Annotated in this window: 20 protein-coding genes and 1 tRNA gene; 16 read left to right on the top strand and 5 right to left on the bottom strand. The window is 62.6% G+C overall.

The window, feature by feature from the left end:
- Positions 1 to 164: 164 nt before the first annotated feature.
- From J2X76_RS19565 to J2X76_RS19550, 4 genes are all read left to right on the top strand, one after another.
- The gene (locus J2X76_RS19565) at positions 165 to 587 is read left to right on the top strand and encodes a hypothetical protein (protein ID WP_310218948.1); all 423 of its coding nucleotides are present in this window, start codon (positions 165 to 167) and stop codon (positions 585 to 587) included.
- A gap of 134 nt (positions 588 to 721) precedes the next feature.
- On the top strand, positions 722 to 1,027 hold the full coding sequence (locus tag J2X76_RS19560; protein ID WP_310218947.1) for a hypothetical protein: 306 nt from the start codon (positions 722 to 724) through the stop codon (positions 1,025 to 1,027).
- Entirely contained in the window at positions 1,006 to 1,878 is an 873-nt protein-coding gene (locus tag J2X76_RS19555) for a type IV secretory system conjugative DNA transfer family protein (protein ID WP_310218946.1), read from the top strand. The genes J2X76_RS19560 and J2X76_RS19555 overlap by 22 nt, the downstream gene beginning before the upstream one ends.
- A 54-nt stretch (positions 1,879 to 1,932) precedes the next feature.
- Positions 1,933 to 2,091 carry a hypothetical protein gene (locus J2X76_RS19550; protein ID WP_310218945.1) on the top strand — a complete coding sequence of 53 codons (159 nt, stop codon included), beginning with the start codon at positions 1,933 to 1,935 and terminating at the stop codon, positions 2,089 to 2,091.
- Positions 2,092 to 2,489: 398 nt separating this feature from the next.
- Here the strand turns inward: J2X76_RS19550 and J2X76_RS19545 are convergent.
- Positions 2,490 to 2,565: transfer RNA gene (locus tag J2X76_RS19545), tRNA-Lys, on the bottom strand.
- A gap of 206 nt (positions 2,566 to 2,771) precedes the next feature.
- Here J2X76_RS19545 and J2X76_RS19540 point away from each other — a divergent pair.
- Positions 2,772 to 3,527, top strand: a complete 756-nt coding sequence (locus tag J2X76_RS19540) for a cytochrome c biogenesis CcdA family protein (RefSeq protein ID WP_310218944.1) — start codon at positions 2,772 to 2,774, stop codon at positions 3,525 to 3,527.
- A gap of 44 nt (positions 3,528 to 3,571) precedes the next feature.
- Complete coding sequence (locus tag J2X76_RS19535) at positions 3,572 to 4,534, top strand: AEC family transporter (RefSeq protein WP_310218943.1); 963 nt, start codon at positions 3,572 to 3,574, stop codon at positions 4,532 to 4,534.
- Here the strand turns inward: J2X76_RS19535 and J2X76_RS19530 are convergent.
- The gene (locus tag J2X76_RS19530) at positions 4,511 to 5,713 is read right to left on the bottom strand and encodes a UbiH/UbiF family hydroxylase (RefSeq protein ID WP_310218942.1); all 1,203 of its coding nucleotides are present in this window, start codon (positions 5,711 to 5,713) and stop codon (positions 4,511 to 4,513) included. The two genes, J2X76_RS19535 and J2X76_RS19530, sit on opposite strands and share 24 nt — an antisense overlap.
- 187 nt (positions 5,714 to 5,900) lie before the next feature.
- Here J2X76_RS19530 and pcsA point away from each other — a divergent pair, with 187 nt between their 5' ends.
- The 8 genes from pcsA to J2X76_RS19490 all read left to right on the top strand — a co-directional run bounded on the left by pcsA (position 5,901) and on the right by J2X76_RS19490 (position 15,814).
- Complete coding sequence (gene pcsA, locus J2X76_RS19525) at positions 5,901 to 6,629, top strand: phosphatidylcholine synthase (RefSeq protein WP_162732343.1); 729 nt, start codon at positions 5,901 to 5,903, stop codon at positions 6,627 to 6,629.
- 167 nt (positions 6,630 to 6,796) lie between these two features.
- Positions 6,797 to 8,371: an ABC transporter ATP-binding protein gene (locus J2X76_RS19520; RefSeq protein WP_113285598.1), complete on the top strand. Its 1,575-nt coding sequence runs from the start codon at positions 6,797 to 6,799 to the stop codon at positions 8,369 to 8,371.
- The gene (locus tag J2X76_RS19515; RefSeq protein WP_310218940.1) at positions 8,361 to 9,449 is read left to right on the top strand and encodes an ABC transporter permease; all 1,089 of its coding nucleotides are present in this window, start codon (positions 8,361 to 8,363) and stop codon (positions 9,447 to 9,449) included. The genes J2X76_RS19520 and J2X76_RS19515 overlap by 11 nt, the downstream gene beginning before the upstream one ends.
- Positions 9,449 to 10,375 carry an ABC transporter permease gene (locus tag J2X76_RS19510; protein ID WP_310218939.1) on the top strand — a complete coding sequence of 309 codons (927 nt, stop codon included), beginning with the start codon at positions 9,449 to 9,451 and terminating at the stop codon, positions 10,373 to 10,375. Before J2X76_RS19515 ends, J2X76_RS19510 begins: the two co-directional genes overlap by 1 nt.
- A 47-nt stretch (positions 10,376 to 10,422) precedes the next feature.
- A complete protein-coding gene (locus J2X76_RS19505) occupies positions 10,423 to 11,496 on the top strand; it encodes a BMP family ABC transporter substrate-binding protein (RefSeq protein ID WP_113129637.1) in 1,074 nt (357 codons plus the stop codon).
- A gap of 209 nt (positions 11,497 to 11,705) precedes the next feature.
- The gene (gene glmU, locus J2X76_RS19500) at positions 11,706 to 13,079 is read left to right on the top strand and encodes a bifunctional UDP-N-acetylglucosamine diphosphorylase/glucosamine-1-phosphate N-acetyltransferase GlmU (RefSeq protein WP_310218938.1); all 1,374 of its coding nucleotides are present in this window, start codon (positions 11,706 to 11,708) and stop codon (positions 13,077 to 13,079) included.
- Positions 13,080 to 13,199: 120 nt separating this feature from the next.
- A complete protein-coding gene (gene glmS, locus J2X76_RS19495) occupies positions 13,200 to 15,026 on the top strand; it encodes a glutamine--fructose-6-phosphate transaminase (isomerizing) (RefSeq protein ID WP_310218936.1) in 1,827 nt (608 codons plus the stop codon).
- Between the two features lie 92 nt (positions 15,027 to 15,118).
- Entirely contained in the window at positions 15,119 to 15,814 is a 696-nt protein-coding gene (locus J2X76_RS19490) for a DUF502 domain-containing protein (protein ID WP_113129640.1), read from the top strand.
- Position 15,815: 1 nt separating this feature from the next.
- Here the strand turns inward: J2X76_RS19490 and recG are convergent, their stop codons facing one another.
- The gene (gene recG, locus J2X76_RS19485; protein ID WP_310218934.1) at positions 15,816 to 17,921 is read right to left on the bottom strand and encodes an ATP-dependent DNA helicase RecG; all 2,106 of its coding nucleotides are present in this window, start codon (positions 17,919 to 17,921) and stop codon (positions 15,816 to 15,818) included.
- A gap of 90 nt (positions 17,922 to 18,011) precedes the next feature.
- On the opposite strand from recG, the gene J2X76_RS19480 reads away from it, so the two are divergent.
- Positions 18,012 to 18,341, top strand: a complete 330-nt coding sequence (locus J2X76_RS19480) for a succinate dehydrogenase assembly factor 2 (protein ID WP_113129641.1) — start codon at positions 18,012 to 18,014, stop codon at positions 18,339 to 18,341.
- An 11-nt stretch (positions 18,342 to 18,352) separates the two neighbouring features.
- Positions 18,353 to 21,859 (top strand): transcription-repair coupling factor, encoded by a 3,507-nt coding sequence (mfd, locus tag J2X76_RS19475; RefSeq protein ID WP_310219369.1) that lies wholly within the window; start codon positions 18,353 to 18,355, stop codon positions 21,857 to 21,859.
- Here the strand turns inward: mfd and J2X76_RS19470 are convergent, their stop codons facing one another.
- Positions 21,860 to 22,798 carry a DMT family transporter gene (locus J2X76_RS19470; protein ID WP_310218932.1) on the bottom strand — a complete coding sequence of 313 codons (939 nt, stop codon included), beginning with the start codon at positions 22,796 to 22,798 and terminating at the stop codon, positions 21,860 to 21,862. It lies immediately after the preceding gene.
- A 12-nt stretch (positions 22,799 to 22,810) separates the two neighbouring features.
- Complete coding sequence (locus J2X76_RS19465) at positions 22,811 to 23,482, bottom strand: DsbA family oxidoreductase (protein ID WP_310218931.1); 672 nt, start codon at positions 23,480 to 23,482, stop codon at positions 22,811 to 22,813.
- Positions 23,483 to 23,499 lie beyond the last annotated feature (17 nt).

Raw genomic sequence — 23,499 nt, 5'->3', positions numbered from 1 at the left:
TCGTATTCATTGGGAAAACGCAATTGCAATATGGTAGGCAACTAGAGAGCGAGAATATCTTTTAAGGGTGTATTTCATTGAGACGACATTTTTGCCTCGCAGTCTTTATCCTTGCCAGCATTGTCACACGATCCGCCTGGGCAGAGGTGACGGATATGAGGGGGATGATTACCCCTCCCGATCCGTCCGGTTGCCAGGAGGTGGACGGAACGCTCTTAACGACTCTTGGAAATGAGCAACAAGGAAAGCCGGTTTATGTCACGGCGACACTTAAGTGCGGTGAGAAGTATTTTATACTTCTGCAACGAAAAATGGCGGTGAATGAACGCGATACGACCTGGAAGGTGGTGGACCAGGTCACTGTATCGAAATTGAAGCGCGGGTATCAAATATTTCCGCCCGTTATCTGTGAGTCGAATAACTTTCCAGGAAATCCCACGACGGCAGTGGGTAAATTCGTCAAACAACCCGATAACTCCTTCGAGTCCAGGAATATAACCGATGCTTGGCGATTTGACCTGGATAACGGGAGGATCGAGCCAATCCCGGTGTCGGGTATCCTTTGTTCTGTTGATGCGGTTGACTGAAACCGTTGTCGGCCGGGATTCGCATGCTTCTCACCAAGCGAGGGTGTGCCCTCGAGATTTCCACTGGTTGTATTTTCACTTGATAATGCAATCTTAGTTGTTGTGCTCGCCCTGGTTGGATCGGGGGCGACGACATGTCCAATAAGTTTGATCCGCTGGGTGATCTTGGACGCGATTTATCGCGGGGCCTGAAATGGGGTCATTGGGCGGTTAAGGCCGGAAGGAACCTGAAAGCGCGCTCGGCACGCCGACAGGTCGAAGAGGTTTACGGCCCGGAAGTTGCGGATGCGGTGGAAGCCGCCATCTGCTCGGGCCGCGATCCAGGACAGATCATCGAACGCGCCAAACGTGACCTGGAGGCCCGCCAGGAACGCGAGCGCCAGCTCGCCGATCCGCCGCCGCTGTACGGCTCGGCCCGATGGCCGACCTCGGAGACCTGAAGTCCCATCTGCGTGATAGAGGCGCTTTTGACGATCCATGTTCGCTTCTCCTCGGCACCTTCAGCGACGAAGGCCAGGCGACGCCCGCCGGGTTCGTCCACTGGGACGGTGACGGCCATTTGCTGACCATTGCTCCGACACGGTCGGGCAAGGGCAAAACCGCGATCATTCCGAACCTGCTTCGCTACCAGGGGAGCTGTGTCGTCCTCGATCCCAAGGGGGAACTGTTCGAGGCAACATCCAAGTGGCGAAGCGAACTTGGACCGGTTTACCGCATTGCACCCTTGGATGGCGATTCCGGCAAACCCGTCCACCGTTTCGATCCGGTCAGCCGGGTGTGCAACGAGGCGGATGCCCGCTCCATCGCCCAGCAGATGTTTCCGGTCGATCCGAAGCTGTCGTCGTTCTTCGCGGACGATGTGGTCGGCTTCATGACCGCTGTCATTTTGTACGTCCGCTACAAGGCGCCGCTACATCGTTGCACACTCGCAACCGCGTGCCAGATGGCCTCATTGAAGGGCGCCAGCCTGCTGCGGGTGGCCCAGGAGATGGAGACCTTTCCGCTATCCGCCGACGCGGCGCGCGCCATCCGCGAAAAGGATGCCCAGCGGGGGCTAAAAGTGCTGGAAGACACGCTGACCAGCAAGCTCAGCGCCTGGCGCGACGGCAATCTCCAAAGCAGCCTCAGCGGCAGCGATGTCAGCTTCGAGAAGTCGTGCAACTGCTCGGCCGCATGCTGCCAGTTCAGCTTGAATGCCGATTTCGCGCGGTCGCGGGTATGGGAATATAGCTGCTTGTATTCCTCGGGCGAAAACCAGGCCCGGTGGTTGATCTTGCTGGACGCCCGATAGGGCGCCGAGAAGTCGGGGAGGTGGCTTATCCAGCCGTGCCGGAGGGCGGTTTTCATGACCTGGCGGAGGGTCACCGTCTCGTGGTGTAGGGTGCTGCGGGAAGGGGACTTGCCGTTCCGGCCCTTCGTCTGCAACCGCATCACCCGATATTCCTGCAGCAATCCGGTAGTGACGGCGGTCAACGCCTTGTCGCCGAAGTACGGTGTCAGATGATTCTCTAGCCGGGCCTCATGGTCCTTCACGTAACGGGGATTGCGCTCGCCGTTGGTGAGGGCCTCATATTCTAGAAAAAATTGCTTGGCGGCATCCGCGAAGGTTTTTTCCTTCTTCAGACCCCCTGCACGGGTTTTGCCCTTCAGCTCGAAATACCAGTCTTCCGCAAACTCCTTGGCTTCGGCGAGACTGTCGGTCTTGGTGCTGACCCGCCACTCCTTTCCTTCCAGATAGGTGGAGCACTGCCAGACGGAACTGTTCGGGCGACGGTACACACGGACCTTGTCACCAAGCACTTTGTGGGATGCCGTTTGCCAATCAAAACTGTGCGAGCATAGTGTAAGGGTATTTTAGCTTGTTTTGGGTTGAGTTTTAACGCATTAAGCCATTGAATTTATTGGTGAGAGCGCAGGGATTCGAACCCTGGACCTACTGATTAAAAGTCAGTTGCTCTACCGACTGAGCTACGCTCTCCCGTGGCCGCGGTGAGCGCGTCCTTGAAAGTGCGCGGAACATAGGCAGGTGACCTCTTGCGGTCAACCCGCAAAAACAGCAAAAATGCGGCTATCTGACGCTTTTCCATGGCCGTGCGAAAAGGTGATTGGCATTCGCAGCGTCAGGCCATTACCTCAAGTGCCAAGACGCGGGCTTCCGGAAAGGCCCGCCTTCCGGAGCCAGACGTGTCGATTGCCGAAATATCACTGCTGAGTGCGCTTCTTGCCGGCGCATTGTCGTTTCTCTCCCCTTGCGTGTTGCCGCTCGTGCCGCCCTATCTCTGTTACATGGCCGGCATTTCGGTCGACCAGTTTCGCGGCGGAGGGGCGGCGGTCGTCGATTCGGGAGGCGGGACACGCCGCGCGGTGCTGAAATCGGCGCTGTTCTTCACGCTCGGCTTTGCGACCGTCTTCGTGGCGCTCGGGGCCGGCGCCTCGACGATCGGCGTGCTCTTGCGCCAGCATCTCGATCTCCTGTCCAAGCTCGGTGGCCTGATCATCATCGTCATGGGCCTGAATTTCCTGGGCGTCTTCCGGATCGGTCTTCTTGCACGCGAGGCGCGCTTCCAGGGTGGCGGGCAGCCGGCAACGCTTTCCGGCGCCTATGTCATGGGGCTTGCCTTCGCCTTCGGCTGGACCCCCTGCATCGGTCCGGTGCTGGGCGCGATCCTCGGCGTTGCCGCATCCCGCGATACAGTTGGGGAAGGGGCGGCGCTGCTCGCCATCTATTCGCTCGGCCTTGCCGTGCCGTTCTGGATCGCCGCCGGTTTTTCCGGCGCCTTCATGCGCTTCCTCACCCGCTTCCGCCGCCATCTCGGCGTGGTCGAGAAGGTCATGGGCGTCTTCCTGATTCTGACCGGGCTCGCCTTCATCTTCGGTTTCGTCACATCTGCCGCGATCTGGTTCCAGCAGACCTTTCCAATCCTCATGCAAATCGGCTAACGGAAAACGTCTTCTCATACACCCGGTCAGCGGGCAGGAAACCGATGGCCGACATCATTGCATTGCTGCTGCCTTTCTTCGGTCTGATCTTCATCGGATATCTTGCCGCGAGAGTGACGAAACAGCCGGCCGAAGCGCTCGGCTGGATGAATACGTTCATCATCTACGCGGCCCTGCCGGCGTTGTTCTTCAAGCTCGTGTCGCGCACCCCGGTCGAACAGCTGACCCGCGCCGACTTCATCTTCGGTGAAATCGGCGCGACCTACCTCGTCTTCCTCGTCGTCTTCCTGATCGGCTTCTTCATCCGCCGCAATTCCTTTGCCGATTGCACCATCCAGTCCTTTGCCGGCGCCTACGGCAATATCGGCTATATGGGGCCGGGCCTGGCGCTGCTCGCGTTCGGCGAGGCGGCGGCGGTGCCGGTGGCGTTGATCGTCTGCTTCGAGAACGCCGCCCATTTCATCGTCGCACCGGCAATGATGGCGGTTGCCGGTGGCGACAAGCGCCCCGCCGGAGAGGTCGTTGCCGATATCGTGCGAAAAGTCGTGCTGCACCCGTTCATCATCTCGACGGTGCTCGGCTTCTGCTTCGCGGCATTTGCAGTGCAGCCGCCGGCTGCCTTCCAGCGTCTCATCGACTACCTCGCCCAGGCGGCCGCACCCTGCGCGCTGTTTGCCATGGGGGTGACGCTGGCGCTGAGGCCGATCAAACGGGTGCCGGTGGAGATCGGCTATATCACCGTCTTCAAGCTGATATTCCTGCCGATGACCACCTATATCGTCCTGTCGCTGATCGGCAATTTCGATCCCGTCTGGATCTATTCGGCGACGCTGCTGTCGGCGCTGCCGACGGCGACCAATGTTTTCGTCATCAGCCAGCAATACGGCGTCTGGCAGGAAAGGGCATCCGCCAGCATCCTGATCATCACCGTCGCGTCGGTGGCAACGCTGCCGGTGCTGCTCTACCTCATCAACTCCGGCACCTTAGCGCCGGATCTCTTTCCGTAAGGCGTCGACGACGGCGCGCAGGCCCCGGCCGGGCTCGATGCCTTCCCGCATCAACAGGTTCCGCAGCGGCGGCGCGCTGGTGAGGATATGCAGGCCGGCGGCGCGCAGCATCTGCACGGGCAGGAAATCCGACAGCAGCGATCGATTGAGAAGATCGACGCCGACGGTGCGGCTGACGATGTCCGGCCCGCGGCGCCGGTTGAAGCGGTCGCCGGCATCGCCCGGGATCGGACGTTCGTCGGTGGCAACGAGCAGGTCCGAAAGCGCGATGATGTCGCGCAGCGACAGGTTGAGGCCCTGCGCTCCGATCGGCGGAAAGGCATGCGCAGCCTCGCCGATCAGCGCCAGCCGGCCCTTGCCGAACCGCTCGGCCATCAGGCTGGAAAGCGGCCAGGCCTGCGGCATGCCTTCGACCGTCACCTTGCCAAGCATCGACTGCATGCGGTCCTCGACGAGCCGCGAGAGTTCTGCGACGGGAAGCCCGAGCATTCGCTGCGCCTCGTCCGGCTTCACCACCCAGACGAGACTGGAGCGCAGGCCGGGCAGGGGAACCTGGGTGAACGGTCCACTTTCGGTGTGGAATTCCGTGGAGACATTGCCGTGCGGCAGGGTATGGGTGAAATTCAGCACCAGTGCCGACTGCGGATAGGACCAGCGGCGCACGCCGATGCCGGCGGTTTCGCGTGCCTTCGACTGGCGGCCGTCCGCACCCACCACGAAATCGGCGCTGGCGATCGTGCCGTCCGACAAGGTCAGCATCACTCTTTCGGCCGAGAAATCGAAGGTTTCGACGGTCTGCGCCACCTTGGTGATATTAGGCTCGGCGGCCACCGCAGCATCGAGCGTTTCCGAGAGTGCCCTGTTTGGAATGTTGTAGCCGAAGGCGTAGAGGCCGACATCCTGCGCCCGGAACTGCGCCGTCGGGGCGCGCAGCAGCCTCTTGGTGCCATCGATGATCTGCATGACGGAGAGCGGCGCCGCCGACGGCGCGATAGTCTCCCAGAGACCGAGCCGTTCGAGGAAGCGGATCGAATGATCCATCAGCGCAGTGGTGCGTTCGTCGGTTTTTTCGGAAAGGGGCGCGATCATCGCCACCTTGCGTCCCGCCCGTGCGAGCGCCAGCGCGGCAACCGATCCGGCAAGCCCCCCGCCCACCACGGCGATCTCGAAATGCTCCATGTCCGTCGTCCTGCTCTGCAAATGTCCTTACCGATTATCTAGAACGTCAGCCGACGGATATCCATGGGACACGGCGGCGCAGCATAGAAAAAGCAAGGCTTTATCCCGGCCGGCAGGGCGAAGTTGGTTGCAATGCGCGAGGAATGGCCGCATATCTCGCCGAATGTGGGAAAGGCGGGACTGACGCGTGATCAGACGAATCTTCAATTACAGAAAAGTCCCGTACGCTGAAATCCGCGCCTTTTCGGTCCATCTCCTGACGGCATCCGGATCGTTCCTGGCCTTCCTCGGCGTGGTCGCAGCGGCCGAGCATCGTTTCGTCGACATGTTCTGGTGGCTGGGTCTGGCGCTTCTGGTCGACGGCATCGACGGGCCGATCGCGCGCAAGGTGCGGGTCAAGGAAGTGCTGCCCAACTGGTCGGGCGATACGCTCGACAATATCATCGACTACGTGACTTACGTGTTGCTGCCGGCGTTCGCGCTCTACCAGAGCGGCATGATCGGCGAGCCATGGTCCTTTGTGGCCGCGGGCGCGATCGTCGTATCGAGCGCGGTCTATTATGCGGACATGGGCATGAAGACGGACGAGTATTTTTTCTCCGGCTTTCCGGTCGTGTGGAACATGGTGGTCTTCACGCTTTTCGTCATCGATGCGAGCGCCACTGCGGCTCTGGTAGTGATCTCGGTCTCGGTCATTCTGACCTTCCTGCCGATCAACTTTCTGCATCCGGTGCGCGTCAAGCGGCTGCGTCCGCTCAATCTGGCGGTCTGCCTCGTCTGGTGCGCACTCGGCGGCTATTCATTGCTGCTTCATTTCGCGACGCCGGCCTGGGTCGTCTACGGGGTCGTTCTGAGCGGCATCTATCTCTATTGCATCGGCGGCGTGCTCCAGCTTTTCCCCAGTCTGGGAAAATAGTTGGACGTTCCCGGACCCCCATGTCTTTACTGTTGTGCGAAGCAACAAAAAAGGTATCAATATCAGTCGAATGTCCGGGGTGATCGCCGGATGTCGGCTAAATCAATACACTGTGCAGCCGTGAAAACCTCGCAGAAGGTGAGGCCCGCAGTGAACGAGGGGGTTCAGTGACGTTATCCGAAGGTCCGGCGGCCGTTCCGCTTCTGTCGGTTCGAGGTTTGACCAAGCTTTTCGGCAGCTTCGCGGCTTGCAACGCGATCGATTTGGATATTGCACCCGGTGAAATCCACGCATTGCTCGGTGAGAACGGCGCCGGCAAGTCGACGCTGGTGAAAATGCTGTTCGGCGTGCTGCAGCCGAGTGCCGGCCAGATCCTCTGGGAGGGCGCACCGGTGACGATAGGCTCGCCCGGCGAAGCCCGCCATCTCGGCATCGGCATGGTCTTCCAGCATTTCTCGCTGTTCGAGGCTCTGACGGTTGCCGAAAACATCGCACTGTCGCTCGATCCGAAGATTTCGCTGGCAAGGATCTCGGACGAAGCGGCGTCTCTCTCGAAAGCTTATGGCCTGCCGCTCGATCCCAAGGCGCATGTGGCGGACCTGTCGGTCGGCGAACGCCAGCGCATCGAGATCGTCCGGGCGCTGTTGCAGAACCCCAAGCTGATCATCCTTGACGAGCCCACGTCGGTCCTGACCCCGCAGGAGGCGGACCGGCTGTTCGAGACGCTGTTCAAGCTGAAGGCCGAGGGCCGTTCGGTCCTCTATATCAGCCATCGGCTGGAGGAAGTGCGCCGCATCTGCGACCGCGCCACCGTTCTGCGCCATGGCAAGGTCACCGGCGCCTGCGATCCGAAGCAGGAGACGCCGGCCTCGCTCGCTCGCATGATGGTCGGTTCTGATGTCGCCGAAGTGCATCGCGATGCCGGAACCGTACTCGGCGACATCCGTCTTGAAGTCGGCAATCTCTCGGTGCCGGCCCGCACGCCCTTTGCCGTCGCGCTCAGGAACGTGTCGATGAAGGTCCGCGCCGGCGAGGTGCTGGCGATTGCCGGTGTGGCCGGCAACGGCCAGGGCGAGCTATTCGACGTGCTTTCCGGCGAATATCCGGTCGCCGAGGACGAGGCGATCCGCATCCGCGGCAAGGCGGTCGGACGCACCGGCATCAACGGCCGCAGGCTGCTCGGGGCCGGTTTCGTGCCGGAAGAGCGCCACGGCCATGCCGCGGTCTCCGCCATGGCGCTGTCGGACAATCTTCTCCTTGCCCGCAGCCAGTCGGACAGGAAGGCCTTTCTTTCGGGCGGTGCATTTTCAGTCATCCGCTTCGACGCGATCCGCTCCGCCACGCGCCGCATCTGCGAGGCGATGGATGTCCGCAAAAGCGGCGAGGACCCACAGGCGAGCTCGCTCTCCGGCGGCAATCTGCAGAAATTCATCGTCGGACGCGAGCTCGACCGGCAGCCCGCCGTGCTCGTCGTCAACCAGCCGACCTGGGGCGTCGATGCCGGTGCCGCGAGCCGTATCCGCCAGGCGCTGATCGACCTTGCGAAAGCGGGCTCGGCAGTCGTGGTGATCAGCCAGGATCTCGACGAGATCTTCGAGGTGGCGACCAATATCGCCGTTATCTCCGAAGGCCGTCTTTCCGAGCCGCATCCGGCCGGCACGCTGACGCTGGAGCGCATCGGCCTCCTGATGGGCGGTATCCACGAAAGCCATTCCATTCCGGAGGCGGCGCATGCGCATTGAACTCCAGAAGCGCGCCAACGTCTCGACGCTGTTCTCGATCATTTCGCCGCTGCTGGCGCTTCTGCTGACGCTCGTGTTCGGCGCCATCATGTTCTGGCTGCTCGGCAAGAGCCCGCTTGGCTCGCTGTACATCTATTTCGTCGAGCCTTTGCTGGAGGTGTGGTCACTGCATGAGCTGGCGGTGAAGGCGGCTCCGCTGATCCTCATCGCGGTGGGCCTTGCGGTTTGTTATCGCTCCAACAACTGGAACATCGGCGCGGAAGGCCAGTTCACCATCGGGGCGATCACCGGTTCGATCCTGCCGGTCCTTTATCCCGAGTGGCATTCCTGGGCGATCCTGCCGTTGATGATGGTCATGGGGGTGATCGGCGGCGCGCTCTACGCGGCGATCCCGGCACTGCTGAAGACCCGTTTCAACACCAACGAAATCCTGACCAGCCTGATGCTCGTCTATATTGCGGGGCTGTTTCTCGACTGGTTGGTACGCGGGCCGTGGCGGGATCCCAAAGGTTATAACTTCCCGGTCACCAAGAGCTTCCAGGTCGAGGCGGTGCTGCCGGAAATACTCGACTCGGGCCGGGCCCATTGGGCCTTCATCTTCGCGATCGTCGCGGCCATGGCGCTTTGGTTCATGATGCGCTTCATGCTCAAGGGCTTCGAGGTTTCCGTGCTCGGCCAGTCGGAGCGGGCAGGGCGTTTTGCCGGCTTCTCCGCACGTCGGATGGCGTGGTTCTCCATGCTTCTTTCCGGCGGGCTCGCGGGCCTTGCCGGTATTTCGGAGGTCTCCGGTTCGATCGGCCATCTGCAGCCTTCGATCTCGCCCGGTTATGGCTTTACGGCGATCATCGTCGCCTTCCTCGGTCGCCTCAACCCGCTCGGCATCATCGCCTCCGGCCTGGTACTGGCGCTGACCTACCTGGGCGGCGAGGCGGCCCAGGCGGCACTGCAGATCTCCGACAAGGCGGCGAGGGTGTTCCAGGGCATGCTGCTCTTCTTCGTGCTCTCCTGCGATACGCTGATCCACTACAGGATCCGGCTGATCCTTGCGGGCGCGAAAACCGCGGAGGCCGGGGCCTGATGTTCGAGGCGATCCTTCTTACCGTCATCACCGCGTCGACGCCGCTCGTCGTTGCCGCACTCGGCGAACTGGTGACCGAGCGCTCGGGCGTGCTCAACCTCGGCGTCGAGGGCATGATGATCATGGGCGCGGTGTGCGCCTTCGCCGCCGCGCAGCTGAGCGGGTCCCCCTATGTCGGCATCCTCGCGGGCATTTTCGGTGGCGGGCTGTTCTCGCTGCTCTTCGGCTTCCTGACGCTGACCCTGGTCGCCAACCAGGTCGCGACCGGCCTTGCGCTGACTATCCTTGGCCTCGGGCTGTCCGGCCAGATCGGCGAAGTTTTCGTCGGCCAGCCGGGCATCAAGCTGCAGCCGATCGTCTTTCCGCTTCTCTCGGACATTCCGTTCTTCGGCCGCGTCCTTTTCAGCCAGGACCTGATCTTCTACCTGTCGGTCGCGCTCGTCGTCGGCATCAACTGGTTCCTGTTCAGGAGCCGCGCCGGCCTCAAGCTGCGGGCGATCGGCGACAGCCATTCTTCCGCCCATGCGCTCGGCATCAACGTCATCCGCACCCGTTATCTGGCCGTCATGTTCGGTGGCGCCTGTGCCGGGCTGGCGGGCGCGCAGCTTTCGCTCGTCTACACGCCGCAATGGGTGGAAAACATGTCGGCCGGTCGCGGCTGGATTGCGCTCGCCCTCGTCGTTTTCGCCTCCTGGCGGCCGTGGCGGATTCTCGCAGGCGGCTACCTGTTCGGCGCCGTCGGCATCGGGCAACTGCATGCGCAGATCGTGGCGCAAAATCTCGGCATCGTCATCCCGTCGCAATTCCTGTCCGCACTTCCATATGCGGCGACTATTGTCGTGCTGATCATCATTTCGCATAATCGTCGCACGACGCTCATCAATACGCCGGCTTCGCTCGGGAAACCCTTCGTCCCCGACCGGTGACCGCGGAACCAAAAACAAAACGTCTTCAAGCCAATAGAGGTTAGGAAATGAAGAAACTGATTATCGCCCTTGCCGCATCGGCCGCCCTGATGGGCGGGTTCTCGACCGGCGCCCAGGCCCAGGAGAAGAAGAAGGTCTGCTTCATCTACGTCGGTTCGAAGACGGATGGTGGCTGGACGCAGGCGCATGACCTCGGACGCCAGCAGCTCGACAAGGCGCTTGGCGACAAGGTTGAAACGAAGTTCCTCGAAAACGTTCCGGAAGGCCCGGATGCGGAGCGCGCCATCGAGCGGTTCGCCCGCGAGAAGTGCAGCCTGATCTTCACGACCTCGTTCGGCTTCATGGATGCGACCGTCAAGGTTGCGGCGAAATTCCCGGACGTGAAGTTCGAGCATGCGACCGGCTTCAAATCCGCTCCCAACCTCGCCACCTACAATTCCCGCTTCTATGAAGGCCGCTACATCCAGGGCCAGATTGCCGCCAAGATGTCCAAGAAGGGCGTCGCCGGCTACATCGCCTCGTTCCCGATTCCGGAAGTGGTGATGGGCATCAACGCCTTTGAACTCGGCGCCAAGTCGATCAACCCGAACTTCAAGCTGAAGGTCGTCTGGGCCAATACCTGGTTCGACCCGGGCAAGGAAGCCGACGCCGCCAAGGCGCTGATCGACCAGGGCGTCGATATCCTGACCCAGCACACCGATACGACCGCTCCGATGCAGGTCGCCTCCGAACGCGGCATCCTCGCCTTCGGCCAGGCCTCCGACATGATCGCCGCCGGCCCGAAGACGCAGCTGACCGCGATCGTCGATACCTGGGGCGCCTATTACATCAAGCGCACCAAGGCGCTGCTCGACGGCACCTGGAAGTCGGAGCAGATCTGGGACGGCCTGAAGGACGGCATCCTCACCATGGCGCCCTATACCAACATGCCGGACGACGTGAAGGCGATGGCCGAAGAGACCGAAGCCAAGATCAAGTCGGGCGAACTGCATCCGTTCACCGGCCCGATCAACAAGCAGGACGGTTCGGCCTGGCTGAAGGCCGGCGAAAAGTCGGACGACGGCACGCTGCTCGGCATGAACTTCTATGTCGAAGGCGTGGACGACAAGCTGCCGCAGTGAGGAGTGGTCGGCGTAGCCGACGAAACGATCCAGGGGATCGTTTCGAACGACGAACGCCCGGAGCCTGAAGCGACGGGCAGCGATCGGGTAAAAGGAAATCAAGGGCGCTTTCGGGCGCCCTTTTTGTTTCGGCCAAACATAAGGCGTTTATCGCACTTCAATCACCTTGCTGATATGAAGCGGCAAATTGCCTGAGAAGGAGAATCCCGATGAGCCGTTCCTGCCTTGCCGTCATCCTCGCCGCTGGCGACAGCACGCGGATGAAATCGTCGATGTCGAAAGTGCTGCATCCGATCGCGGGCCGGCCGATGATCGCCCATGTGATGGCGGCCGTGGCATCGACGGGCGTCACCGAAGCGGCGCTGGTCGTCGGTCGCGACGCGGATGGGGTTGCCAGGGCCGGCGCTGTCGAGGGCGTTTCCGTGGAAGCCTTCCTGCAGACGGAGCGCCGCGGCACCGGCCACGCCGTGCTGGCGGCGAAGGACGCGATCGCGCGGGGTTACGACGACATTCTGGTCGCTTATGGCGACGTGCCCCTGGTCACCTCCGCTCCCTTCGCCGAGGCGCGGGAAAGGCTGGCGGCCGGTGCCGATGTCGTGGTGATCGGTTTTCATACCGACAAGCCGACCGGCTACGGCCGGCTCCTGGTCGAGAACGGCGAACTGACCGCCATCCGCGAGGAGAAGGACGCGACCGAGGAGGAGCGCAAGGTCACCTGGTGCAATAGCGGCCTGATGGCGATCGACGGCCGCAAGGCACTGTCGCTGCTGGAAAGCATCGCCAACCACAATGCGAAGGGCGAATATTACCTGACCGACGTCGTCGAGATCGCCCGTGCTCGCGGCGGCAAGGTCGTGGCGGTCGATGCGCCGGAAACGGAGGTCGCGGGCTGCAACAATCGCGCCGAACTGGCCGTGCTCGAAAGGCTCTGGCAGGAGCGCCGCCGCCACGAACTGATGGTCTCGGGCGTCAGCATGATCGCCCCGGAAACCGTCTTCCTTTCCTATGATACGCAGATCGGCCAGGACGCGCTGATCGAGCCGAACGTCGTCTTCGGCCCGGGCGTGACGATCGACAGCGGCGCGGTGATCCACGCGTTCTCGCATATCGAAGGCGCCCATGTGAGCGGCGGTGCGACCGTCGGGCCTTTCGCGAGGCTCCGCCCCGGTGCCGATCTTGCCACGAGCTCCAAGGTGGGCAATTTCTGCGAGGTCAAGAATGCCCGGATCGACGAGGGCGCCAAGGTCAACCACCTGACCTATATCGGCGACGCCTTTGTCGGCGCCCATGCCAATATCGGCGCCGGCACGATCACCTGCAATTATGACGGCGTCAACAAACACGAAACGCGAATCGGAGCCAACGCCTTCATCGGTTCCAATTCGTCGCTCGTCGCCCCCGTCGCGATCGGCGACGGTGCCTATGTCGCATCGGGAAGCGTCATCACCGAAAACGTCCCCTCCGACGCGCTGGCGCTTGGCCGTGCCCGCCAGGAAGTGAAGCCGGAGCGGGCGAAAATCCTCCGCGAGCGGGCGCTCGCCTTCAAGGCGGCCAAGAAAGCCCGGAAGGAACCCGGCCATTAACGTTTGCGCGTTACTTTTCGACATCGAAAGTGACCGGCGGGCCGATTGCGCAAAACCCGCAATCGGCTAGGAATTCGCCCGGGTTTCAGGAAGCGTTCAACGAAGCGAAGAGGGTCGTTCATGTGCGGGATTGTCGGGATCGTCGGAAATTCGCCGGTGGCGGCGCGTCTGGTCGATGCGCTGCGAAGGCTCGAATACCGCGGTTATGATTCCGCCGGCGTCGCGACCGTCCACGAGGGCCGGATGGATCGCCGCCGCGCCGAGGGCAAGCTCTTCAATCTCGAAAAGAAGCTGGACGCCGAGCCGTTGCCCGGCACGATCGGTATCGCCCATACCCGTTGGGCGACCCATGGCGTCCCGAACGAGACCAACGCCCATCCGCATTTCGTCGATGGCGTTGCGGTCGTCCACAACGGCATTATCGAGAATTTTTCCGAGCTGAAGGACGAGCTGCTCGCCGAAGGCGCGCTCTTCGAAAGCCAGACCGACACCGAAGTCGTCGCGCATCTGCTCGCCAAATATACCCGCCAGGGCCTCGACCACCGCGCCGCCATGCTGGCGACGCTGAACCGCGTTTCCGGCGCCTATGCGCTGGTGGTGATGTTCGAGGACGACCCGGGCAGGATCATGGCCGCCCGTTTCGGACCGCCGCTGGCGATCGGCCATGGCCGCGGCGAAATGTTCCTGGGGTCCGACGCGATTGCCTTGTCGCCCTTCACCAACGAGATTACCTATCTGGTCGACGGCGACTGCGCGATCATGACCCACAGGGGCGCCGAGATCATCGACTATGATGGCAAGCCGGTGAAGCGGCAGAGCCAGATCTCCCAGGCCGCGGCTTTCATGGTCGACAAGGGCAATCACCGCCATTTCATGGAGAAAGAGATCTACGAGCAGCCGGAGATCATCTCCCATGCGCTCAGCCATTATATCGATTTCGCGGCCCATACGGTGAAAGCGAACGATACGGCGATCGATTTCGGAAAGCTCTCTGGCCTCGCAATCGCCGCCTGCGGCACCGCCTATCTGTCCGGCCTGGTCGGCAAATACTGGTTCGAGCGGTATGCGCGCCTGCCGGTCGAGATCGACGTCGCCTCCGAGTTCCGTTACCGCGAACTGCCGCTGTCGCCATCCCAGGCAGCGCTGTTCATTTCCCAGTCGGGCGAGACCGCCGATACGCTGGCCTCGCTGCGTTACTGCAAGGACAATGGGCTGAAGATCGGCGCTGTCGTCAATGTAAAGGAATCGACCATCGCCCGCGAATCGGATGCGATTTTCCCTATCCTCGCCGGCCCGGAAATCGGCGTCGCCTCCACCAAGGCGTTTACCTGCCAGCTGGCAGTGCTCGCCGCACTCGCGATCGGCGCCGGCCGCGCCCGCGGCACGGTGACGGCGGGCGACGAGAAGGCGATGGTCAGGCACCTCGCCGAAATGCCGCGGATCATGAGCCGGGTGCTGAACGACATCCAGCCGCAGATCGAGTCGCTGTCGCGCGAGCTGTCGCGCTTCAAGGACGTGCTCTATCTCGGCCGCGGCACCAGCTTCCCGCTTGCCATGGAAGGCGCGCTGAAGCTCAAGGAAATTTCGTATATCCACGCGGAAGGTTATGCCGCCGGCGAACTCAAGCACGGGCCGATCGCGCTGATCGACGAGCATATGCCGGTAATCGTCATCGCACCGCATGACCGCTTCTTCGAAAAGACCGTTTCCAACATGCAGGAAGTGGCGGCGCGGGGCGGCAAGATCATCTTTATCACCGATGAAAAGGGGGCGGCGGCCTCCAAGCTTCCGACCATGGCGACGATAGCACTGCCGAATGTCGACGAGATCATCGCGCCGATGATCTTCTCGCTGCCGATCCAGCTTCTGGCCTATCATACGGCTGTCTTCATGGGCACCGATGTCGATCAGCCGCGCAATCTGGCGAAATCCGTCACGGTGGAGTGATATCCACCGGCTTTTCCTTGCATCGCAACATCGCATCCGGCATTGTCGCAACAGATGATTGCGGCAATGCTTAGGGTGTGCAGGGAAATCGAATGAGCGACAGTCCAGAGCGAATATCGCTGGCCGGCCGCCTCAGGAACAACTTCCTAACCGGCCTGATCATCTGCGCACCGCTCGCCATCACCATCTGGCTCACCTTTACCTTCATCGACTGGGCCGATAGCTGGGTCACGCCCTACATTCCGCAGCGCTACGACCCGCAGTATTATTTCAACATCACCATTCCGGGCACCGGCCTTCTGATCGCGGTGGTGTTCATCACCATCATCGGCTTTCTCGGCAAGAACCTGATCGGCCGTTCGATCGTCAATGTCGGCGAATCGGTCCTGCACCGCATGCCGCTGGTGCGCACCGTCTACAAAAGCCTGAAGCAGATTTTCGAGACGGTGCTGAAGGAACAGTCGACCTCTTTCAAGAAATGCGGGCTGATCGAGTTCCCGAGCCCCGGCATGTGGGCGCTGGTGTTCATTTCCGGCGACGCGCAGGGCGAGATCGCCGCCAAGCTCAATGCCGATGGCGAGGAAATGGTTGGCGTCTTCCTGCCGCCGACGCCGGTCCCGACGGCGGGTTTCCTGATGTTCGTGCCGAAGAGCAAGATCGTCATGCTCGACATGACGCCGGAAGAAGGCGCCAAGCTGTTGATCTCCGGCGGCCTGATCGCACCCGACTACAAGCCCGTTCCCGGCGCACCGACCGCGGTCCTGCCGGCGCCGAAAATGCAGGCCTGATCTATCCGGCTCTCAGGAAACGGATCGCCTCGTCGCGACGATGCAGGTAGAGCAGCACACGCATGTTCTGCCCCCGTTCGCTGGTCAGTTCCGGGTCCCGCTCCAGCAGATAGGCCGCATCCTTGCGGGCGATCTCCAGCAGGTCCGCATGCGCCTCCAGGCTGGCGATCCTAAAACCCGGCGTGCCGGACTGACGGGTGCCGAGCAGCTCGCCTTCGCCGCGCAGTTTCAGGTCTTCCTCGGCGATCAAAAATCCGTCCTCACTGTCGCGCAGGATCGAAAGCCGTGCCCGGCCGGTCTCGCTCAAGGGGCCTTTGTAGAGCAGGATGCAGGTCGAGGCCTCGTCGCCGCGCCCGACGCGGCCGCGCAACTGGTGGAGCTGGGCAAGCCCGAATCGCTCCGCATGCTCGATCACCATGATCGTCGCATCCGGCACGTCGACGCCCACCTCGACGACGGTGGTGGCGACCAGCAGCCGCAACTCGCCGGCCTTGAAGGCGCCCATCACCGCATCTTTCTCCGGCCCGCTCATGCGGCCATGGATGAGGCCGACGTCGCGCCCAAGCTCCTTGGCGAGCACCGCATAACGCTCTTCCGCCGACATCAGGTCGGAAACTTCGGATTCCTCGACGAGCGGGCAGATCCAATAGGCTTTTTTTCCTTCGCCGATCGCGCCCCTCAGCCGGGCAACGATATCGCCGATCCGCTCGGTCGGGATGGTGACCGTCTGGATCGGCTTGCGGCCGGCCGGTTTTTCTGTGAGCTTGGAGACGTCCATGTCGCCGAAGGCCGCGAGTACCAGCGTGCGGGGAATGGGCGTCGCCGTCATCACCAGCATATGCGGGGAAATGCCCTTGGCGGTGAGCCGCAGGCGCTGGTGCACGCCGAACCGATGCTGCTCGTCCACCACGGCGAGCATCAGATTGTGATAGTTGATCGCATCTTGGAACAGCGCATGGGTGCCGATGACGATCTGCGCTTCACCGGAGGCGATCCGCTCGATGATCTGGTCGCGCTCGCGGCCCTTGGTGCGGCCGGTCAGCACCTCGACCGTCACGCCGGCAGCACCGGCAAGCTTCGAGATCGTCGCAAAATGCTGGCGGGCGAGGATTTCGGTCGGCGCCATCAGCACCGCCTGGCCGCCGGCCTCGACGGCCGCGGACATGGCGAGCAGCGCCACCAGCGTCTTGCCGGCCCCGACATCGCCCTGCAGCAGGCGCAGCATCCGGTCTTCGGCGGCCATGTCCCTGATGATATCCCCGACGGCCACTTTCTGGCTCGGCGTCAGCGAGAAGGGCAGGCCTGCGATGATCCTTGCGGCCAGATCGCCCTTCACCCGGATCGGCTGGCCCGGAACCTTGCGCACCTTCTGGCGCACCAGCGACAAGGACACCTGGCCGGCGAGGAATTCGTCATAGGCGAGCCGGCGGCGGGCAGGGGATTGCGGATCGATATCCGCGGCGTCGCGCGGATCGTGAAGCCCGCGAAAGGCCTCCGCCACCGACGGGAAACCCTGGCGAGCTGTCAGCGCCGCATCGGCCCATTCCGGCAGTTCCGGCAGCCGGGCGACCGCGCCGTCGATCGCCCGGCGCAGCACTTTCGGCGACAAGCCGGCCGTCATCGGATAGACCGGTTCGACCAGCGGCAGGTTCTCCGCTTCGGAGGCTTTCACAATGAAATCCGGATGCACCATCGAAGGCCGGCCGTTGAACCAGTCGACCTTGCCGCTCACCATCACCATCTCGTCGACCGGCAGCGATTTTTCCAGCCAGTTGCCCTTGGCGCGGAAGAAGGTGAGCGCCAGTTCCCCGGTATCGTCATGCAGGAAGACTCGATAGGGCATGTTGGATTTGCCGGGCGGCGGCGGCTGATGCCGGTCGACCCGGCCCTCGATCGTCACGATGGCCCCTTGCGGCGCAAGCGCGATGCCAGGCCGGTGGCGCCGGTCGATCAGCGAGGAGGGGGCATGGAACAGCAGATCAACGACGCGGCAATCGTCCGGGTCATCGCGGCCGGTGACGCGGGCGATCAGTTCGGCGAGCTTCGGCCCGACGCCGGCAAGCGAGGCGACGGGCGAGAACAGCGGATCGAGTATGGCGGGACGCATGGCGCGCAAAATGCGATGGATTTTGCCCATTTGGCAAGGTGACGAGGGCGGAAAAGCGTCCTATATGAACGGCAAAACAAGGACACCGCCATGACAGGACTATCCCGCACCAGCGCGGATCTCGACCCGCGCCGCCGGCGCATCCTCTACCGCTGCTGGCATCGCGGCATAAGGGAGATGGACCTGGTTTTCGGCAGCTTCGCGGAGGCCGAGATCGCCGCGTTAGGCGACGCGGAACTCGACGAGTTCGAAGCGATCATGGGCGAGGACGACCACGATCTGCATGCCTGGATCACCGGCGCGCAAGCCTTGCCGGAGCGCATGAAGACGCCGCTTTTCGCGCGCGTCGCCGCCTATACGCCGGATTTCGATCCCGTCACCAAGGCCTCCCTGGAGGCAAGGCTCGGAAACAAGATATGAATTCTGGCCCGATGATTCCCGGTTTCGACGCGAAGAAGATCGCGGCGGCCCAGAGCCCGCTGACCATCGGCAATGTGCCGCCCGGCATGGAACCGCTGGTTCTCGCCGAGTTGGCGCGCGCCGGCCAGGCGGTCGCCTATGTCATGTCGGATGGGCAGCGGATGCCCGATCTGGAGCAGATGCTCTCCTTCGTGGCGCCGGAAATCCCGGTCCTGACGCTGCCCGCCTGGGACTGCCTTCCCTATGACCGCGTGTCGCCCAGCGCCGATGTCTCCGCCCGCAGACTTGCGGCGCTATCGGGCCTGATCTCCCATCGCAAAAAGCCGCATGCGGCGATCGTGCTCGTCACGGTCAATGCGATGCTGCAGAAGATCGCGCCGGCCGAGATCATCGAGAGCCTGGCGTTCTCGGCCAAGCCCGGCAACCAGATCCGCATGGACGACATTGCCGCGCGGCTGGAGCGCAACGGCTTCGAGCGCGTCGCGACGGTCCGCGAAGTCGGTGAATTTGCCGTGCGCGGCGGCATTCTCGATGTCTTCGTACCGGGCACCGAAGAACCGGTGCGGCTGGATTTCTTCGGCGACACGCTGGAATCGATCCGCTCGTTCGATCCAGCGAGCCAGCGCACGACCGGCCAGGCACGCGTCCTCGACCTCAATCCGATGAGCGAAGTGACGCTGACGCCGGATACGATCAGCCGTTTCCGCAAGAACTATCTTTCCCTGTTCGGCGCCGCGACCCGCGACGACGCGCTTTATCAGGCGGTTTCCGAAGGCCGCCGTTATCCCGGCATGGAGCACTGGCTGCCGCTGTTCTACGACGGGCTCGAAACCGCCTTCGACTATCTCAAAGGGTTCCGGATCGTCACCGACCATACCGCGCGCGAAGCGGCGAACGAGCGTTCGAAACTCGTCGCGGACTATTACGACGCCCGGCGGGATTCCGGCACTCAGGGCAAGGGCGCTGCCGCACAGGCTGCCCCCTACAAGCCGGTTTCCCCGGGCCAGCTTTATCTCGACGGCAAATCGTTTGCCGCAGCGCTCGACGCCGTCAACGCGTTGCGTCTGACGCCGTTCAACGAGATGGATGCAGAAGGTCGCCGGGTAGTGACTTTGGATGCGCATGCCGGTCCGCGCTGGGCGAAAAACCAGACGGAAGACAAGGACCGCGACGAACGCGTCAACGTCTTCGATCTCGTGGTCAAGCATATCGCCGACAAGCGTGCAGAGGGCATCAAGGTTCTGGTCACCGGCTGGTCCGCCGGTTCGCTCGACCGTCTTTTGCAGGTGCTGGACGAGCGTGGCCTGAAGCGTATCCGCCAGATCGACAAGCTCGCCGATCTCGATACGCTGGAAAAAGGCGAGGCGGCGTCGGCGGTTCTGAGCCTCGAGGCCGGTTTCGAGACGGACAGGATCGCCGTCATCGGCGAGCAGGACATTCTGGGCGACCGCATGGTCCGCCGCGGCAAGCGCCGCAAGCGTGGTGCGGATTTCCTCACCGAAGTCGCCGGCCTCGACGAAGGTTCGCTGGTTGTCCATGCGGAACACGGTATCGGCCGCTTCGTCGGCTTGGTGACGATCGAGGCGGCTGGCGCACCGCGCGCCTGCCTCGAACTGCATTACGCTGATCAGGCAAAGCTTTTCCTGCCGGTCGAAAACATCGATCTTCTGTCGCGCTACGGCTCGGATGCGGCGGAAGCCCAGCTCGACAAGCTCGGCGGCGGCGCCTGGCAGGCCCGCAAGGCCAAGCTCAAGAAACGCCTGCTCGACATGGCGGATGCGCTGATCCGCATCGCCGCCACCCGCATCACCCGCCGCGCACCGGTCCTGACCACGCCGGAAGGGCTTTACGACGAATTCGCTGCCCGTTTCCCCTATGACGAAACCGAGGATCAGGCGAACGCCATCGATTCCGTGCGCGACGATCTCGGCGCCGGCCGGCCGATGGACCGCCTCGTCTGCGGCGACGTCGGTTTCGGCAAGACGGAAGTGGCGCTGCGCGCGGCCTTCTTCGCCGCCATGAACGGTGCACAGGTGGCGGTCGTCGTACCGACCACGCTGCTTTCCCGCCAGCATTTCAAGACTTTTCGCGAACGTTTCCGCGGACTGCCGATCAAGGTCGAGCAGGCTTCGCGGCTGGTGCCCGCCAAGGAACTCGCCCAGACCAAGAAGGATCTCGCCGAAGGCAAGGTCGATATCGTCGTCGGCACCCATGCGCTGCTCGGCGCCGGCATCCAGTTCGCCAATCTCGGGCTGCTGATCATCGACGAGGAGCAGCATTTCGGCGTCAAGCACAAGGAGCGGCTGAAGGAGCTGAAGAGCGACGTCCACGTTCTGACGCTGTCGGCGACGCCGATCCCGCGCACGCTGCAGCTCGCCATGACCGGCGTGCGCGAACTGTCGCTGATCACCACGCCGCCGGTCGACCGCATGGCGGTCCGCACCTTCATCTCGCCCTTCGATCCGCTGGTCATCCGCGAAACGCTGATGCGCGAGCATTATCGCGGCGGCCAAAGCTTTTACGTCTGCCCGCGGCTTGCCGACCTGCCGGAAATCCAGGCCTTTCTCCAGTCCGATGTTCCCGAGCTCAAGGTCGCGGTCGCCCATGGCCAGATGGCGGCGGGCGAACTCGAAGACATCATGAACGCCTTCTACGACGGCAAATATGATGTGCTGCTCTCGACCACCATCGTCGAATCCGGTCTGGACGTGCCGACGGCCAACACGCTGATCGTCCACCGCGCCGACATGTTCGGCCTGGCGCAGCTCTATCAGCTCCGCGGCCGCGTCGGCCGTTCCAAGGTGCGCGCTTTCGCGCTCTTCACCCTGCCGGTCAACAAGACGCTGACCACGATGGCCGACCGGCGCCTGAAGGTGCTGCAGTCGCTCGACACGCTCGGCGCCGGATTCCAGCTGGCCAGCCACGACCTCGACATCCGCGGCGCCGGCAATCTGCTCGGCGAGGAACAGTCAGGCCATATTAAGGAAGTCGGTTTCGAGCTCTACCAGCAGATGCTGGAGGAGGCCGTGGCCGAAGTAAAGGGCGACGACGAGATCACCGATACCGGCTGGTCGCCGCAGATTTCCGTCGGCATCACCGTGATGATCCCGGAAACCTACGTCCCGGACCTGCATCTGCGCATGGGCCTTTACCGCCGTCTCGGCGAACTCACGGAACTGTCGGAGATCGACGGATTCGGCGCGGAAATGGTCGACCGTTTCGGCCCGATGCCGACCGAGGTTCAGAACCTCTTAAAGGTCGTCTATATCAAGTCGCTCTGCCGCAAGGCCAATGTCGAGAAGCTCGATGCCGGTCCGAAGGGCATCGTCGTCACCTTCCGCGACAAGCAGTTCCCGAACCCGGCCAATCTCGTCGGTTACATCGCCAAGCAGGGGACGATGGCGAAGATCCGTCCGGACCACAGCGTGTTTCTCACCCGCGACCTGCCGTCACCGGAAAAGCGGCTGTCGGCCGCGGCTCAGGTGATGACCCAGTTTGCCGAACTGGCGAAAACATAATTACATATCGGATTTATTGTTCGGGACTGTGACCGCAGCGGCCTGCGGATCGGTCGCGACCGACGCGGGCAAGGGCACGTCGCGTGCCCGCTCGCGGGCCAGCGTCAGCAGGCCGGAGCCGATGATCAGCAGGATGCCGATCAGCATCGGCAGGTCGATCCTGTCGCCGAAGACGAGATAACCGAACAGGATGGCCCAGAGCATCTGGCTGTATTGGGTTGGGCCAATCACGGCGGCGGGCGCATGGTTGGCGGCATACATCAGCCAGACGGTGGCCAGCGCTCCAAGCAGGCCGTATCCGGCGAGCATCGCCCATTGCGACAGGGTCGGCCAGCGGAAGTCGGGGATCATCAGCACGCCGAGGATGACGAGGACGCCAAGGACACCGGCGCCATAGAGCGAGATGTTCTTCTCCGACGGCCCGATGGCGCGATAGACGATGATCGAGATCGCCCCGGAAAGCCCCGCAAACACCGCTCCGACATGCCCGATCGAAAGCTCGCGGAAGCCCGGGCGCAATATCACCAGAACGCCGACGAAACCGATGATCACCGCGCTCCAGCGCCGGATGCCGACCGTCTCCTTGAGGAACACGACCGACATGATCGTCACGAAGGATGGCAGCAGGAAGATCAGCGCGAAGGCTTCCGCCATCGACAGATAGGTGAAGGCTGCGACGCTGCCGACCGTTCCCATCGCAGCGGAGAAGAAACGCAGCACCCAAAGTGGACGGTTCGTGCTTCTCATCACGTCGAGCCAGCGGTCGCCCGGCTTCATCAGATAGGGAAAGCCGGCGAGCATGAAGACTGCGCCGAAAAAGCCCATCTCGTAGGGAGTCAGCGCCCCCTCGATCATCTTGACGCTTGCATCGCTCCAGGAATAGGCGGCAAAGGAGGAGAAGGCGAGAAGAACGCCTTTCAGGGTCTGGTCGGTACGCACGCGTTTATCCGTTCAGATCATGCCCTTGCGGGCTTCCGCCTTCAGCTTGGCGATTTCGCGCAGCGCATTGGCAAAGACGTCAGGCGTCTGGGCGCCGCTCACCGCATACTGGCCATCGATGATGAAGAACGGCACGCCGGTCACGCCCATTTTCTGCGCTGCGTCGATTTCCCCAAGGACGGTATCCTTGTCGGCGTCGCTTGTCAGCAGGCTCTCGATCACCTTGCGGTCGAGGCCGCATTTTTCGGCGATATCGGCGAGCACCGCGTGGTCGCCAACGTTGCGGCCTTCCTCGAAATTCGCCTTGAACAATGCGGTCGCCACCTTGTCCTGGATTTCGCGGCTTTCCACGATCGCCCAATGCAGCAGGCGATGCGCATCGAGCGTATTGGGGCCGACCTTGATCGCCTCGAAATTATACGTGATGCCGACCTCTTCGCCGAGTTTCTTCAGCATGCCATGGGCACGTTCGACCGCATCCTTGCCGCCCAATTTGGCGGCCAGATCGGCCTGGTGATCGACGCCTTCGGGCGGATGATCCGGGTTGAGCCGGTAGGGACGCCAGTTGATATCGACGCCGATCTCGTCCTGAACTTCCGCGACCGCCAGTTCCATCCGCGCCTTGCCGAGATAGCACCAGGGGCAGACGATATCCGAAACGATGTCGATGGTTACGCGCTCCATGGCGGCGTCCTTTCTTC

The organism is Neorhizobium sp. 2083 (assembly GCF_031455615.1).
GTDB lineage: Bacteria > Pseudomonadota > Alphaproteobacteria > Rhizobiales > Rhizobiaceae > Neorhizobium.
The sequence above is the reverse complement of the archived record's forward strand: the minus strand, read 5'-3'. Positions and strand labels throughout refer to the sequence as shown.

Coding starts and splice junctions, on each gene's coding strand:
- J2X76_RS19565 (WP_310218948.1), top strand. CDS start 165: ATGATTACCCCTCCCGATCCGTCCGGTTGCCAGGAGGTGGACGGAACG.
- J2X76_RS19560 (WP_310218947.1), top strand. CDS start 722: ATGTCCAATAAGTTTGATCCGCTGGGTGATCTTGGACGCGATTTATCG.
- J2X76_RS19555 (WP_310218946.1), top strand. CDS start 1,006: ATGGCCGACCTCGGAGACCTGAAGTCCCATCTGCGTGATAGAGGCGCT.
- J2X76_RS19550 (WP_310218945.1), top strand. CDS start 1,933: ATGACCTGGCGGAGGGTCACCGTCTCGTGGTGTAGGGTGCTGCGGGAA.
- J2X76_RS19535 (WP_310218943.1), top strand. CDS start 3,572: ATGGCCGACATCATTGCATTGCTGCTGCCTTTCTTCGGTCTGATCTTC.
- J2X76_RS19530 (WP_310218942.1), bottom strand. CDS start 5,713: ATGGAGCATTTCGAGATCGCCGTGGTGGGCGGGGGGCTTGCCGGATCG.
- J2X76_RS19515 (WP_310218940.1), top strand. CDS start 8,361: ATGCGCATTGAACTCCAGAAGCGCGCCAACGTCTCGACGCTGTTCTCG.
- J2X76_RS19510 (WP_310218939.1), top strand. CDS start 9,449: ATGTTCGAGGCGATCCTTCTTACCGTCATCACCGCGTCGACGCCGCTC.
- J2X76_RS19505 (WP_113129637.1), top strand. CDS start 10,423: ATGAAGAAACTGATTATCGCCCTTGCCGCATCGGCCGCCCTGATGGGC.
- glmU (WP_310218938.1), top strand. CDS start 11,706: ATGAGCCGTTCCTGCCTTGCCGTCATCCTCGCCGCTGGCGACAGCACG.
- glmS (WP_310218936.1), top strand. CDS start 13,200: ATGTGCGGGATTGTCGGGATCGTCGGAAATTCGCCGGTGGCGGCGCGT.
- J2X76_RS19490 (WP_113129640.1), top strand. CDS start 15,119: ATGAGCGACAGTCCAGAGCGAATATCGCTGGCCGGCCGCCTCAGGAAC.
- recG (WP_310218934.1), bottom strand. CDS start 17,921: ATGCGTCCCGCCATACTCGATCCGCTGTTCTCGCCCGTCGCCTCGCTT.
- J2X76_RS19480 (WP_113129641.1), top strand. CDS start 18,012: ATGACAGGACTATCCCGCACCAGCGCGGATCTCGACCCGCGCCGCCGG.
- mfd (WP_310219369.1), top strand. CDS start 18,353: ATGATTCCCGGTTTCGACGCGAAGAAGATCGCGGCGGCCCAGAGCCCG.
- J2X76_RS19465 (WP_310218931.1), bottom strand. CDS start 23,482: ATGGAGCGCGTAACCATCGACATCGTTTCGGATATCGTCTGCCCCTGG.